Raw genomic sequence first — 12940 nt, 5'->3', positions numbered from 1 at the left:
CCTGCTTGCGGACGGAGGAGCCGCCCGGGCTTCTCCGTCCCCGGGGCATGGCCATCTTCGCCCAGGGGAGGTGTCTATGGTCGTCGGCTTCTTGGCGTCGCGGACGGGGCGCTGGCTCCGCATCGTGACAGGCGCTGGGATGGTGATGGGCGGGCTCGCGGCGGGGACTTCGAAGGGGACGGTGGTGGCGCTCGCGGGCGTGGGGACGCTCCTGGCCGCCACGCTGGACCTGGTGCCCGTGGCGCCCCTCTTCGGCCTGCCCGTGCGTGGCGAGGACCTGCGGCGGGAGCTGGGCGTGACGGAGGACGCGGAGCTGCTGGACGGGCTCCCGGGCGCGGCGTCCCGGACCTCGTCCCCGACGATTCACTGAAGCGCTCAGCCCTCGCGCACCTGGAAGGGGATGTCGAGCGTGCCGAGCGGCTTGCCCGTCTCCGCGTCGACGAGCCGCGCCTGGAGCACGACCTGGCTCTCTCGCTCGGACACGTTCGGGAAGTAGAGGAAGCCCTCCACGTGGCCGCCCGCCCCGAGCGTGCCCTCGGGCAGCGCCCGCTCGAGCATGTCCTGCGTGGGCAGCGGCTCCTGGCAGGCGTACCCGGAGTAGTACGGGTCCGGGTAGAACGGGCTGAAGAACGGACTCGTGTAGGGCCCCCACCGGCCTCCGCTGTAGGGGCCGTAGGAGCCGAAGGGGCCGTAGGGCCACATCCCGGACGAGAAGCCCGGGTGCAGCGACGTGCGGCCCGAGCCTCCGATGCCCTGCTCGCGCGAGGCGTTGCCGGTGCCCAGCGAGAAGGGCGGCAGCGCGGCGTAGCGGAAGCGCGACTCGCCACCGACGAGCGCGAAGTCCTCGTACTGGAGACGCAGGGGACGGCTGCCCCGGTTGTCCAGCTTCACGAAGACGGGAGTGAGGCTGCGCTCCAGATTCCCAGGGGAGCCCTTCCACGCGGCGCCGTCGGCGACCAGCTCCACGCCGGCAGCGGCCGCCGTGGCGGCGTCCCTGTCTCCCTGGAGGACCCGGGCGCCCGTCGTGGGTTGCAGCCGCGCCTCCGGAATGCAGCCCGCGGCGAGCAGCAGCACCGCACAGGCCAGCCCGAGTCCCCGACGCATGACGCCTCCTCCTTCGCCTTGAAGGTAGGGCGCGTGCGCGGCGGGCGTGGGCCCGGTGACTCGTGCCGCCTCGGGCGCCGGGCGGCGCGCGTGGGGCCTCAGTGGCTGGACGGCGGAGAGGGCTCCGCGGCCGCGTGGGGCCACGCCGGCGAGGTGAGGGCGCTCCAGTCCTGGCCGCGCGCCCACTCCTCGAAGGTGTGCCAGCGAATCTCCGGGTGCTGGTGCCGGAGCGTGAGGACGTCCGCGTGGTAGCCCACCCTGTCCAGCCACTCGTACATGGCCGCCAGGTCCTCGCTGCGCTCGCGGATGAAGTCCAGCGGGAGCTGCTCGTAGTGGATGCGGTGGCCGCTCACCATGGAGAGCAGCCCCGCGGCCTGCTGGCCCGTCACCTCGTCCGACGCCACGTCGATGCGCTGCTCCGCGTAGCGCTCCGGCTCCTCGAACACGCGCAGGGTGAAGGCGGCCAGGTCCTCCAGCGCCACCATCTGCAGCCCGCGCGAGGGCGGCAGGCCCGTGGCGAGCACCCCCGACTTCAGCCCCTCCTCGAACATGGGGCTGGTGAAGTTCTCCATGAAGAAGGTGGGGCCGATGATGGTGTAGCAGAGGCCGCTGCGCCGCACGTGCAGCTCCACCCGGTGCTTGCTGTCGAAGTGGGGGATGCCCGTGAGCTGCGCCGCGCCCGCCACCGACGAGTAGACGTAGTGACGGATGCCCGCCAGCCTCGCCGCGTCCGCCAGGTTCATGCCGTGGCGTATCTCCGTCTCCACGCCGGCCTCGAAGGGCGTGGCCATGGCGTACATGGCGTCCACTCCGCGCGCGGCCTGGACGAGCGAGTCCAGGTCATCGAAGTCCCCTGTCGCCAGCGCGGCCCCCATGGCCTTGAGCTCCAGGGCGGCGGGCGAGTCCACACGGCGGACAAGGGCGGTGACGCGGTGGCCGCGCTTCAGGAGCTGGCGGGCCACGGCGCCGCCCTGCTGGCCGGTAGCACCGGTGACGAGCACGGAGCGGAAGAAAGCCATCGGCATGGTGTGAACCTCGGGACAATGGATGTGGGGAAGGTGGGGACGGCAGGGGCTGGTGGCGAGCACGCGCGGATGGCCTGCACGGGCTCCTGCCAGGGGCCGCCGGGCCGGGGAGCAGGCGGGCTCCCAGGCTCCCCGGACGTCACTTCCCCCAGGGGGGCTCACGCGATGCTCGGGCGGCCCCCACCCGGTGTGCCGCGACTAGCGCTTCTTCTTGTCCGGGCCCTTGCGCGTGCTGCTCGGCTTCTCCTCCTTCGCGGCCGGCTTCGACTTGCCCTTGCCGGCACGGACCTCCTTCGCGAGGGCCGTGGCGCGTGCCAGGCCCTTGGAGCCCGTCGTCACCATCGCCTTTCCCAGCGAGGTCCGGGACACCGTGTCCAGCGCGCCCTTCGCCACCGTGTCCAGCGCGCGCCCCAGCAGGCCCTGCTTCTTCGCCGCCTTGGGGGCCTTTTCGGCGCTCGCCGCCGTCTTCTTGCGCGCGGAGACCGGGGCGTCGTGCTCCGGGGTGGGCGTCTTCGCCGTCTTCACCGGCTTCGCCGTGCGCGCCGGCTGGCTCGCGCGGTCCTCGGTGCTCGCACGCGTCGTCTTGGCAGTGGCCGTCTTGGCGGTGGCGGGCTTCGCCGTCTTGGCAGTGGCCGTCCTGGCCGTGGCGGGCTTCGCCGTGCTCTCGGTGGCCGGCTTCTCCGTGCCGCGCTTCCCCGCGGGCCGCTTCGTCGCCGCTGCGTCGCGGGTCTCCTTCTTGGCCCGGGCGGCGCGGCGTGCCTGGAGGCGCTTCACCGTCTCCGAGTGCGCCATGCCGTAGTGGATTTCACCCTGGTGCGCACCGGGCACCGTCTCCGGCTGAGTCTCCTGCAGCTCGCTCTTCAGCGGCTTCTGCTTGTCCTCGTCGTTGCCGAGTCGGTCCGGCGTGCCGACCGCGGACTGCATGGGCTTCTTGGCTTGAAAATGGTCGAAACTGTATGTCCTGGGCATCCCGCACTCCTCCTGTATCGAGCGCTCGCGCGCCCTCCCTTCCGCACAAGGTAGGAACCCTCCCGTTCAGTGGGCAGGTGCCCTTCGCGTCCGAATGGACAATCGGTGTCTCGAAGCGTGCGTCCGCGCGAGGGCTGTGTCGGGAATTGAAATCGCGAGCCCCACACCGGCGCGTGCGCGTGCCATGTTCCCGGCCACCATGAGCAAGCGCGACAAGCCGTCGGATTCGGAGCTGGTGGCCGCCGCACAGGCCCTCGACGAGGGACTGGAGCGGTTCGAGGCCCTCTCCGAGCAGCTCCAGAAGGCCCCCCTCCAGTCCGAGAAGCACCTGGAGCGGGCCTCCACCACCCTCAAGAGCCTGGCCGACATGGACGACCAGCTGCGCGCGCGTGTCACGGCGCTGGTGGGCGCCATCTCAAAGGTGCGCGACAGGCAGCAGGCCCAGGCCGAGGCTGTCCACCAGCGCGCCCAGGAGCTCCAGCAGCGCACCGAGGTCTTCAAGGACCTGCTCGTGCGCTACGGCACCATGGGGCAGAACGCGGGCGAGCTGAACGTGCAGATGCAGCAGTTCGCCCAGCAGCGCCAGGAGGCGAAGACGCCCGAGGAGACCGCCGCGCTGGCCGTCACCTTCCAGGCGCTCCAGGACCGGATGGCGCAGGTGGCCATCGAAGCGCAGGAGCTGGCCCAGGCCGCCGACGAGAAGGAGTTCCACGACATCGCCCGGCAGGCGGACTCGCTGCGCCAGCAGCTGCTGTCCGCGCGCAACAAGATGTCGCTGCTCCAGAAGAACTTCAGCTGAGGTACGTGGGCGCGAACTCGTCCGGGCTGTCGATGGGCCTGCGTCCCGCGAAGCCCTCCTGCAGCTCGTGCCAGTGCGTGACGGCCGGCTCGCCGAAGCGCCAGCACAGGTACACCGGGTCCTCGCCCCGGTGGGCGCGGAAGTCCACCAGCCCGTCCGCGCCCTTGATTTCCAGCCCCATCTCCTGGAGCTGGAGCAGCTCCCCGCGGATGCGCTCCAGCAGCGCATCGCGCTCCTCGCGCAGGGCGTCCAGGTGCGCGTCGGCCGTGCTCTCCTTCGAGCCCAGCGTGTCCGCGAGCTGCTGCGCCCGCTCCACCCAGGGACGGACGCGCTCGAAGGTGCGGGCCAGGAGTGGCACCAGCCGGTTGGCTTCTTCCACGCTGAAGTAGCGCATTGCCCTGAGCATGCAGCGGGTGGGCCCACCGCCGCTACTGCCTCCCGGCACGGGTAGGCCCTGGGCCCGCTCAGCCGCGCTTGAGCGAGGTGAGGTTGTCGGCCAGCCAGCGCTGGGCGGCCTCGCGCAGGGGGAAGGCGGCCTCGCGCTCGCGGAAGGCCGGGGTGTGCTCGGGGGCGCAGCGGCCGTCACCCTCCACGTCGGGCACATCCGAGGGACTGTCCAGGTCGGCGTGCAGCAGCGCGTGGAAGACGAGGTAGTCCACCACGAAGGCCGGCACGTGCGGCTTGTCCAGCGCGGGGTGGATGCGAATCTCGCGGAGGCGCGCGTCGTAGCCGCCCAGGTGGATGCTGCGCCGCCGCGCGCGGCCGGGCTTGCGCGCCCAGCCCACGTCCACCCCCACCCGGCCGTCGAAGTACGCGGCGCCGAGGCGGGCGGCGACGGCCTGCAGGTCGAAGCAGCGGCCCCGGGTGCGCAGGGGCTTGCCCGGGCGGCGCTCACGGCGCACCAGGCCCTTGTGCTCGCGGGCGTAGGACTCCAGTGCCTCGCGCGCGCCCTCGTCGCCCCGGCCCACGTAGTGCGCCATGGCCCTCACCACGCCGTCCGGGGCCTCGAGGAAGAGGTGGTGCACGCGCAGCCGCAGGCCCTCCGGCACGCGGCGGAAGCTCACCAGGGTGGCGCGGTTGTCCGTGAGCCGGAGGTGGACGGGCACGCCCATGGCCGACGACAGCCGCCGGGCGAGGGCCGAGGCCTGGATGACCGCGTCCTCACGCACGGGCAGCCGGTCGCGCGAGGCGGGTTCGGCTCGTACGGCGTCTTCCGGGCGCTCGGGGGCCGGAGCGTCGAAGAGCGCGAGCTGTGAGGTCGGGTGCGAGCGCATCCGCCGTCAAAGGTATGCCTGCCGGTCGAACGTTTCCACACGCAAGGCTGCCCTCCGAGCGAGGCGCGGACCGCACTGTTCGAAAATGTCGGGGGTTTCGAACGCCCAAATGTCCCGACATTTCCGAACAGTGTCCCCTCCGAGCGGGCCCGGAGGCGGAGTCGGCGCCGATGTCGAGCTGGCGCTCAAGCGGCCCGGGTACGGAAGGGGCCGGTGACTTCGTAGGTGACGCCGCGGCCGCCGGCGCCGCGCTGCGAGCTCAGGTAGAGGCGCTGGCCGTCCGGGCTGAACGCCGCGCCCGCCAGCTCCGAGCCGGGGTGGCCTACCACCTGGAGGAAGGGGGACACCTTCCGGTCTGGCGTAAGGAGGCACAGCTGCAGGTCGTCCCCGTCCTCGCACACGAAGAGCTCCTTCGCGCGCGACACGGTGACGTTGTCCACGCCGGCCAGCGGCGAGCCCGGGTAGCGCGCGGCCTCGTAGAGCACCTCCAGCCGCCCGGTGAGGAGCGTGAGTGCCCAGACGCGGTTGTCCCGCTTGGTGGTGAAGTAGACGACGCCGCCGTCGTACCAGCAGCCCTCGCCGCCCCGGAACGCCGTGGTGTCCCGCGCGGCCGGCTGCATGGAGGCGGAGACCTCGGGTGACACGGGCACCCACTCCACCTTCGCGCCCTTCAGCACGTCGCCGGTGACGCGCGCGGCCTCCAGCGTGCCCGTCTCCAGCGACGGCCACTCCGCCGGGGTGAAGCGGTAGAAGCGGCCGTCCTGCGCGTCCTCGGTGAGGTACAGGCGGCGGCCCACCGGGTCCACCGCGACGGCCTCGTGCACGAAGGCGCCCATGGCGGGCCGGGGCACGCCCTGGCCGGGCCGCGTCGGGTCGCACTCCCAGACGCGGCCCCGGGGGAACTCCTCGCAGGACAGCCACGTGCCCCAGGGCGTGGGGCCGCCCGCGCAGTTGACGTGGGTGCCGGAGAGGATGCGGTACGCGTCCGTCACCTCGCCCTTCGCGCTGAAGCGCACCGCGGACACGCCGCCGTCGGGAGTCACCTCGCTGTTGGAGGCGTACACCCAGCCGCCGTCCGGCATGGCGAAGCAGGCGCCGCCGTCCGCGGCCAGGTGCCACGTGTAGCGCGTGCCGGGGACGACCTCGTTGCCGCGGGCGATGATGCGCGAGGTGAAGCCGCGTGCCAGCCGCAGGCCGTGCGCGTCCGGGGCCTCCGCCAGCGGTCCATAGGGACCCACGGGGGCCAGCGTGGGCGGCGCGGCGTACACGTGGCGCCAGAAGGCGAGGCTGCCCAGGGCGAGCGTGCCTCCCCCGAGGGTGGCGAGGCGCAGGAAGTGGCGGCGTTGCATGGACCCGGGTTGTCGCTCAGGTCGCGCCCGTGGGGAAGCCCCCTGGAGGTCGGGGGCCAGCCCGGGGGGCAGCCGAGGGGCGCGCGCGTCAGGTCGGCGGCTGCACGGTGAAGTACCCGCGGCACAGCCGGTCCACGCGGCTCAACATGGTGGGGATGCGCGAGTTGCCGTGCATCCTCCGGACGTGGTCCGCGGCGGCCTGCGTCTCCATGCCGATGGCGGTGACGAACAGCGGGCGCAGGCTCTGCCCGCGCAGCACCGGCACCGCGGAGCCGGTGGAGTGGAACGCCGTCTTCGCCACGCCGATGACGGGCACCGCGCGGCACAGCGCCTCGTACAGGTGCGCGCCCAGGCCGGGCCGCTCCTCGCCCAGCCACACGTAGCCGTCCACGATGATGGCCTGCAGCGGCTCCTGCACCTGCGCCAGCACCCGCAGCAGGTGCGGCAGCTCGCGGCGGTAGAACTGGCCGGGCTCGTACGGCTCGGCCGGAGGGCCCCGGTCCACCAGGTGCGACGCCTCCGCGGAGTCCGTCCAGGCGCGGAACAGCACGCACACGGCCACGGTGAGCTCGGTGCGGTAGTCCACGTCCAGACAGGCAATCATCGGTCAGTCCTCCTCGGGGCCCAGGCCCCGCACCCCGGGACCTGACGCGGTGACGCCCACCCGGCTGACCGGGCATGGTGCAGGGCGGCGCTCATGGCTCCTCGTAGTCCTCGAGATCCACCTGCGCCGCACGCAGCCGCTCCAGCACCTCGGGCGCGGGCCACGTGGTGCGGTAGCGCGGTGGCCACAGCTCCGGCACCAGCGTGAGGCAGCCGGGCGCCAGCCGCTCCACCTCCGCCCACGGCACCAGGAAGTACGCCATGGGCGCCTCGTTCATCGACACCATGTCCGCGCGCGGCAGCAGCGGGTCCACGTCGTGGGTCCACACGCAATAGGTGATGGGGCGCCCGTCCTTCTTCCGGAAGACGGCGCTGAGGTTCGCGACGAACACGTCCGCGTCCCGCGCCTGGTGCACCTTGTCGAGCGACTCCTTCTGCGCCGTGTACTCGGACAGCGCGAGGCGCACGTGGGCCAGCCGCATCTGTTGCGCCAGCGCGTCGTCGCCAGGACGCAGGTACGGCACCACGCGGCCCGTGTCGTCCACCGTGTAGAGCGCAGGGGTGAGGCGGCGAGACGCGGCCTCGTACTCGCGGTCGCCGCTCTCGCACAGGCGGGCCACGGTGTCCGGGTTGGCGTCGCCGGCGATGAGCAGCGTGGCGCGCTCCGGGAGGATGGCGATGGGGCGCCCCTGCACCCGCGAGGCGAAGGAGGCGAGGAAGCCCGGGTGCAGCAGCCGCGACGTCTCGTACGTGTCCCCGGTGTCCACGGACCAGATGGGGCTCGGCTCGCGGTCATACAGCTCCACGCCGTCGGAGAGGTTGGCCAGGTTGGCGTGCGCCGCGGCGAAGGCCTCGTCCTCACTGGCGCCCCACTCCTGGAGGTGCCGGCGCTGGACGAACATGGCGGACTCCGGCAGGTCCACCACCAGCAACTCCAGCAGGAACGGCAGCGTGCGCCGGCTCACCATCTCCCGGTCCGGCCCCAGCTGCGCGAGCTGCGCCATGCCGAAGGTGGACGCGCGCAGCACGGGCAGCAGCCGCTCGCGGACCTCCTCCCACGGCAGCGTGTCCGGGCCCTCCTGCCACAGCGAGCCGAGGAAGCGCTGGATGACGTGGAGGCGCTGCTCCGGCGGCAGCTCCCGGGTGTCGGCGTAGAGGTTGTCCAGGAAGACGCTGCCCTGGCGACCGGCGCGGGTGATGTTGAGCCCGTAGCTCTCCGGGTGGCGCTCCACCTTCTCCACCGTCGTGTCCGCGCGCAGCAGCGCCTCCACCTGCTTCAGGAGGTACTCGCGCGGGTCCACGCTCCGCGCCTCGTTCGCGGTGGGTGCGGGGGCCGTCGGCGCGGCCGGCTCCGCCGCCGGAGCCTTCCTCCCGAAGAGCCTGTCCCAGAACCCCATGTGCGCTCCCGCGTGTGTGCCGGAGAGGAGGTTACGCCCGCCGGGCGTGGGGCTCCACCTTGACGGAGGCCCCCCGGCCCGCGAGGCCAACAGCGCTCAAGGCCTCACGGCGCTCACAGCCTCACAGGGCTCAGAGCGCCACACGGCTCACAGCTCCAGGAACGCGAGCAGCGCGCCCAGGTCCGCGTCGGACAGGGCCTCCAGGCTGTAGGGCGGCATGTTGCCGCCGACGCCGAAGAACTGGCCGTGCCGCACCTTCTCGATGACCACCAGCGACGGCGGCACGCCGGGGAACGTCTCGCCGTAGTCGGCCGTCACCTCCGGCAGAATCGAGGCCAGCTCCGTCAGCCGGCCCGCGCCCGTGTGCGGCTCGCCGTGGCAGCCCTGGCAGGCCGCGCGGTACACCTCGCCGCCGCGGGCCACGTTGCCGCGAGGCACCTCGGCGGCGTCCTTCACCACCGTGAAGGGCAGCGGCCGGGCGTCCCGGTTGGGGCTGATGCTCACCAGGTACTCGTACAGCGCGCGGCTCTGCGGCGAGTCCTCCGGCAGCGGCGCCACGCCCCGCATGAAGTTGACGTAGCAGAAGTTCACCGCGTCCAGCAGGCGCGTCTCGTACCCGCCCCACCAGCTCTTGCGGAAGGCCGAGTCGTGCAGCGTGTACCCCGAGTCCAGCCGCCCCGCCGGAGCCGTGGGCGTCGTCGCATGACACGTGGCGCACGAGAAGGCGTTGAACCCGCTCTCCGACAGCCGCGCGTCGTTGAACAGCCGCTCGCCGTACTCCGCCGCCGTCACCGGTGCATCCTTGCCGTCACAGCCCGCCGCCAGCAGGGCGAGCACGGCCAGGGCTCCCAGGCCCGCGCGCCTCATGGCTGCCCCCGCAGGATGCTCACCGAGTCGGGGAAGATGCCCACCGTCACCGTGCCCACCACGGTGCCCTCCGCCAGGTCCACCGCGTGCACCGTGCCCGGGCCCCGGTGGTCACCCTCGCAGACGACGAGCCCGTGGCGCTCGTCCGGCGTCAGCGTCACCTGGTGCGCGTTGAGACAGCCGGCCGCCGCCAGGTCCACCTCGCGCAGCACGGTGCCCGTCGTCGGGTCGATAACCGCCAGCGCATCCACGAGCTGGTAGGGCAGGTACAGCGTGCGCCCGTCCGCCGTGAAGGCCCCGAACATGGGCGGGCCGCGCAGCCCCTGCACGGTGCGCGTCGGGTCCATGGTCCGCGTGACGGGGTTGAGCACCTGCACCTGCCGGCTGGCCATGGAGCTGACCCACGCCTCGCCCGTGGTGGGCGACAGGGTGAGCGCGTAAGGCTCGTGCCGGGGGTTCACCGCCGTGCCCGTGTTGGCGGAGACCTTCACCCGCTGCACCGTGGGCGGGGCCGCCGACAGGTCGACGATGGCCACCTCGTCCGACCAGCACGCGACGTACGCCGTGCGCTCGTCCGCGGACAGGCGCACCGCGTGTGGCGCGGGGCACACGTCCACCATGGCCTTCCGGCGCATCGTCGCCGCGTCGATGATGGCCAGCCGGGCAATCATCTTGTCCTCGCCGTCGCCCCGGCGTGCGGCCTCGGTAATCTTCAGCGTGTCGAAGTGCGTCTGGTACAGCGTGCTCCCGTCCGCGCTGACGATGACGTCGCCGGGGTTCGGGTCCACGCGCACCGAGCCGACGAGCCGGTTGTCGCGCGCATCCAGCTTCAGGCAGTAGCCGTCCTCGGCGCCCGTGCCGTGCGTGCCGTGGGGCCCGGAGCCGCCGCCCGGCACGTAGTTGGAGATGCCGACGTAATAGAAGTCACCCCGGGGCGACACCGCCGTGTGGTGCGGCCCCTCCAGCTCCACCGGGTTGAGGCCCACCGGAACGCGCGCCAGCTCCTTGAAGCCGGGCGTGCCCACGGTGTCCAGCTCGATGAGGCTCAGCGTGTCGTCCAGGCTGTTGGTGACGAGGATGCGCCCGCCGGGCCCTGGCGGTGGAACGAGCGTTCCTTCCGCCCACGGGTCCGGGTGCGTGTACTCCAGGTCGTCCGGCGGCTCCACGCCGTCCACCGGGTCCGGGTCATCCGTACAGGCCGCCAGCGCCAGCGCGAGCGCCGCAGCCCACGCGCGGGCCCACGTCATCGCGCGCCCACCATGCGGAAGGTGCGCGGCGTGGCCAGGCGGTAGGGCCCCTCGCGCAGCCGGTTCTGCACCAGGTAGGCGCTCGTCACCTGGATGGACAGCTCCTGGTCCACGGCGCCCCGGAGCGTCTCCCACGTGGCCGCGTCCAGCTGCCACTCCAGGGTGGACGTGAGAATCTGCACGGGGCACTCCCGGCCCGGCACCGTCACCTCCACCCAGTAGAGGTCTCCGGTGAAGGGCGGCAGGTGCGCCTCGGCCGTGGGCAGAATCAGGTTGCCCAGCCACGCCAGCACCGAGCGGCCCTCGTCGCGCGGACGCACGTGGCGCGAGGGCTCCACCGGCCCCGGGAGCAGGCTGGCCAGCGGGGAGGACCACCGCCACGTTGGGGGCGCGTCGATGGTGGAGTACGACTCGCCGGGCGCGGGGGACTCCAGCGTCACCGCCTGCGAGCTGTCCGCCGGCTGGTCCTTCGCGTCCACCAGCGTGCGCCACGCCTCGTCGGTGGCGTCGCCCCCGTAGAGGGGCTCGCCGCACTCGGGCTCGGGCGGGTCATCACCACAGGCGGAGGTCAGCGACAGCAGCGCGGCGGCGCAGGAGGTCCACAGCAGCTTCCGTGAGAGCGTCTTCATGAGGGGGCCTATCGGTCGGGGCGCCGCCGGCCGCGGCGCCCCAGGGTGAGAGTCGTGAGGGTCGACAGAAGCATCAACAGGGGCACTGCATTCCCGGGCGCCGCGCCACACCCGTCGGTCTTGGGGGCCGGGGGCTGCTCCGGGTCGGTGGGCCCGCCGGCGTCGGGCGTCCCGGCGTCCGGCGTCCCCGCGTCCGGTGTCCCCGCGTCCACGGGGGGCGGCTCCTCGGGGCCGCCGTCGGGGCCGTCGGGGTACAGCGGTGCGCCGAGCTGCTCGGCGAGCTGCGGCCAGCGCGCGGGGCAGAGCTCCCGCACGGGCGTGCCCCGAGGGCAGTGGTGGGGGCCCTGGATGTCGTAGAGGCCGAAGATGGGCTGCCAGGTGGTCCCCTGGTCGGTGCTGCGCGCCAGCGCCCAGTCGTGCAGCCAGGTGGAGCCGCAGCCGTAGAGCGTCTCGCCCACGCGCAGCACGCACGCGTTGCCGGTGGGCAGCGGCTGCTTCTCCAGCGGGCCGGTGCTGGGGCCCCGGAAGAAATAGTTGAGGGTGCCCACCCAGGCGGTGTTGCCGTCGGAGGACAGGTCCATGTTGATGAAGCGGTCGGCCAGCACGTCCAGCTGCGTCAGCGTGCGGCCGCCGTCGTCGCTGCGCAGCAGGTGCGTGTAGCCCTGGGCGGACACCTGGAAGAACACCGAGTCCGCGGAGGTGGGCCCCACCGCCTCCACGATGAGGTCATACGGGCGCAGCAGGTCCGGCAGCGTGTGGGTGAACTCCTGCCAGGTGTCACCCGCGTCGTCGCTGCGCAGCAGCATCAGCTTCCCGCTCGCGTCGCCGGTGGCGTACACGCGGCGGGGGTCCGCGGAGGAGACGCGCACCCCGTTGAGCGTCAGGCCCGTGCGCAGCAGGGACGTGGCCTCCCACGTCTCGCCGCCGTCCCGGGAGCGGTGCACGCCGTTGGCCAGCCCCGCCAGCGTCCGGCCCGTGACGGCGTAGAGGATGCGGTCATCCGTGGGGTGCGCGGCGAGCCCCGTCACCCAGTTGCTGGCGAAGTACGGGTGCGTGTTCCACGTGCAGCCGCCGTCGGGCGAGCGCAGGAGCGCGTTGCCGCTGGCGGCCATGATGTCCCCCGCCTCGCGCCACAGGAACGCCCTCGGCTGCCACGCGGCGGCGCCCAGGGCGTCCGGGCAGATCCACCGGAACGTCTTGCCGCTGTCGCGCGAAATCACCGCGCCGAAGGTGGTGCCCACGAAGAAGTCCTCGGGGTGGCCCCGGCGCAGGGTGACGTTGGAGGTCTCCGGCAGGCCCGCGTGGGCGTGGGCGGCCGCACCCGGACCCAGGGCCAGCAGGGCGGCGAGGACTCTCCACGAGAGCGCGTTGCGAGGGTTCATCCACGAGACTCCAAGGTGCGTGCCGGCCCGGACTGCACGATAACGCCCGGGGCCTCGGGACATAGCGGCCCTGGAGCCTGGAGGGAGCCCCCGGGGCGCGCCTCCCTGCTCGTGCTCCGGCGGAGCGGGGGGAGCGGGGGCGGGGCAGGCCCCGGGTGGGACACACCCGCGGTGGAAGGTTCTCCAGCCGTCACAAGGTGGACGTGAGCCAGGCCCCCTGTCGTCCGGGGGCGGGTGTGCGACTCGCGCGGGGCTCGCCTCCCACCGTCCGGTCTGCTACGGACTGGGACTCGGC

General features: G+C 73.0%; 14 protein-coding genes. 2 read left to right on the top strand and 12 right to left on the bottom strand.

What is annotated here, in order from left to right; genetic code table 11:
- The first annotated feature begins 76 nt into the window (after positions 1-76).
- Positions 77-370, top strand: coding sequence for a hypothetical protein (locus tag LXT23_RS22160; RefSeq protein WP_253982216.1), 294 nt, complete (start codon positions 77-79; stop codon positions 368-370).
- 5 nt (positions 371-375) lie between these two features.
- Here LXT23_RS22160 and LXT23_RS22155 read toward each other — a convergent pair whose 3' ends face one another.
- The 3 genes from LXT23_RS22155 to LXT23_RS22145 form a co-directional block, all read right to left on the bottom strand.
- Complete coding sequence (locus LXT23_RS22155) at positions 376-1104, bottom strand: hypothetical protein (RefSeq protein ID WP_253982215.1); 729 nt, start codon at positions 1102-1104, stop codon at positions 376-378.
- A 98-nt stretch (positions 1105-1202) separates the two neighbouring features.
- Entirely contained in the window at positions 1203-2129 is a 927-nt protein-coding gene (locus tag LXT23_RS22150) for an NmrA/HSCARG family protein (RefSeq protein WP_253982214.1), read from the bottom strand.
- A 198-nt stretch (positions 2130-2327) separates the two neighbouring features.
- Positions 2328-3053, bottom strand: a complete 726-nt coding sequence (locus tag LXT23_RS22145) for a hypothetical protein (RefSeq protein ID WP_253982213.1) — start codon at positions 3051-3053, stop codon at positions 2328-2330.
- Positions 3054-3297: 244 nt separating this feature from the next.
- Here LXT23_RS22145 and LXT23_RS22140 point away from each other — a divergent pair, with 244 nt between their 5' ends.
- On the top strand, positions 3298-3897 hold the full coding sequence (locus LXT23_RS22140) for a hypothetical protein (RefSeq protein WP_253982212.1): 600 nt from the start codon (positions 3298-3300) through the stop codon (positions 3895-3897).
- Here LXT23_RS22140 and LXT23_RS22135 read toward each other — a convergent pair.
- The 9 genes from LXT23_RS22135 to LXT23_RS22095 form a co-directional block, all read right to left on the bottom strand.
- Positions 3890-4303: a DUF2203 domain-containing protein gene (locus LXT23_RS22135; protein ID WP_253982211.1), complete on the bottom strand. Its 414-nt coding sequence runs from the start codon at positions 4301-4303 to the stop codon at positions 3890-3892. The genes LXT23_RS22140 and LXT23_RS22135 overlap by 8 nt on opposite strands.
- Positions 4304-4361: 58 nt before the next feature.
- Positions 4362-5171, bottom strand: coding sequence for a hypothetical protein (locus LXT23_RS22130; RefSeq protein WP_253982210.1), 810 nt, complete (start codon positions 5169-5171; stop codon positions 4362-4364).
- A gap of 185 nt (positions 5172-5356) precedes the next feature.
- Positions 5357-6520: an alkaline phosphatase PhoX gene (locus tag LXT23_RS22125; RefSeq protein WP_253982209.1), complete on the bottom strand. Its 1164-nt coding sequence runs from the start codon at positions 6518-6520 to the stop codon at positions 5357-5359.
- Between the two features lie 88 nt (positions 6521-6608).
- Positions 6609-7124: an endonuclease V gene (locus LXT23_RS22120; RefSeq protein ID WP_253982208.1), complete on the bottom strand. Its 516-nt coding sequence runs from the start codon at positions 7122-7124 to the stop codon at positions 6609-6611.
- Positions 7125-7215: 91 nt separating this feature from the next.
- Positions 7216-8520, bottom strand: a complete 1305-nt coding sequence (locus LXT23_RS22115) for a DUF1444 family protein (RefSeq protein ID WP_253982207.1) — start codon at positions 8518-8520, stop codon at positions 7216-7218.
- Between the two features lie 147 nt (positions 8521-8667).
- A complete protein-coding gene (locus tag LXT23_RS22110) occupies positions 8668-9387 on the bottom strand; it encodes a c-type cytochrome (RefSeq protein WP_253982206.1) in 720 nt (239 codons plus the stop codon).
- Complete coding sequence (locus LXT23_RS22105; protein WP_253982205.1) at positions 9384-10634, bottom strand: YncE family protein; 1251 nt, start codon at positions 10632-10634, stop codon at positions 9384-9386. The genes LXT23_RS22110 and LXT23_RS22105 overlap by 4 nt, the downstream gene beginning before the upstream one ends.
- A complete protein-coding gene (locus LXT23_RS22100; RefSeq protein WP_253982204.1) occupies positions 10631-11263 on the bottom strand; it encodes a hypothetical protein in 633 nt (210 codons plus the stop codon). Before LXT23_RS22100 ends, LXT23_RS22105 begins: the two co-directional genes overlap by 4 nt.
- Before the next feature lie 8 nt (positions 11264-11271).
- On the bottom strand, positions 11272-12645 hold the full coding sequence (locus LXT23_RS22095) for an exo-alpha-sialidase (RefSeq protein ID WP_253982203.1): 1374 nt from the start codon (positions 12643-12645) through the stop codon (positions 11272-11274).
- Between the last annotated feature and the right edge of the window lie 295 nt (positions 12646-12940).

The sequence above is a fragment of the Pyxidicoccus xibeiensis genome, assembly GCF_024198175.1.
GTDB lineage: Bacteria > Myxococcota > Myxococcia > Myxococcales > Myxococcaceae > Myxococcus > Myxococcus xibeiensis.
Note: the sequence above shows the minus strand (reverse complement) of the source record. Positions and strands in the feature narration are given on the sequence as shown.

What these genes read in the sequence shown, in the direction of transcription:
- LXT23_RS22160 (WP_253982216.1), top strand. Translation starts at nt 77, where the DNA reads ATGGTCGTCGGCTTCTTGGCGTCGCGGACGGGGCGCTGGCTCCGCATC.
- LXT23_RS22125 (WP_253982209.1), bottom strand. Translation starts at nt 6,520, where the DNA reads ATGCAACGCCGCCACTTCCTGCGCCTCGCCACCCTCGGGGGAGGCACG.
- LXT23_RS22155 (WP_253982215.1), bottom strand. Translation starts at nt 1,104, where the DNA reads ATGCGTCGGGGACTCGGGCTGGCCTGTGCGGTGCTGCTGCTCGCCGCG.
- LXT23_RS22150 (WP_253982214.1), bottom strand. Translation starts at nt 2,129, where the DNA reads ATGCCGATGGCTTTCTTCCGCTCCGTGCTCGTCACCGGTGCTACCGGC.
- LXT23_RS22135 (WP_253982211.1), bottom strand. Translation starts at nt 4,303, where the DNA reads ATGCTCAGGGCAATGCGCTACTTCAGCGTGGAAGAAGCCAACCGGCTG.
- LXT23_RS22105 (WP_253982205.1), bottom strand. Translation starts at nt 10,634, where the DNA reads ATGACGTGGGCCCGCGCGTGGGCTGCGGCGCTCGCGCTGGCGCTGGCG.
- LXT23_RS22145 (WP_253982213.1), bottom strand. Translation starts at nt 3,053, where the DNA reads ATGCAGTCCGCGGTCGGCACGCCGGACCGACTCGGCAACGACGAGGAC.
- LXT23_RS22140 (WP_253982212.1), top strand. Translation starts at nt 3,298, where the DNA reads ATGAGCAAGCGCGACAAGCCGTCGGATTCGGAGCTGGTGGCCGCCGCA.
- LXT23_RS22130 (WP_253982210.1), bottom strand. Translation starts at nt 5,171, where the DNA reads ATGCGCTCGCACCCGACCTCACAGCTCGCGCTCTTCGACGCTCCGGCC.
- LXT23_RS22110 (WP_253982206.1), bottom strand. Translation starts at nt 9,387, where the DNA reads ATGAGGCGCGCGGGCCTGGGAGCCCTGGCCGTGCTCGCCCTGCTGGCG.
- LXT23_RS22115 (WP_253982207.1), bottom strand. Translation starts at nt 8,520, where the DNA reads ATGGGGTTCTGGGACAGGCTCTTCGGGAGGAAGGCTCCGGCGGCGGAG.
- LXT23_RS22095 (WP_253982203.1), bottom strand. Translation starts at nt 12,645, where the DNA reads ATGAACCCTCGCAACGCGCTCTCGTGGAGAGTCCTCGCCGCCCTGCTG.
- LXT23_RS22100 (WP_253982204.1), bottom strand. Translation starts at nt 11,263, where the DNA reads ATGAAGACGCTCTCACGGAAGCTGCTGTGGACCTCCTGCGCCGCCGCG.
- LXT23_RS22120 (WP_253982208.1), bottom strand. Translation starts at nt 7,124, where the DNA reads ATGATTGCCTGTCTGGACGTGGACTACCGCACCGAGCTCACCGTGGCC.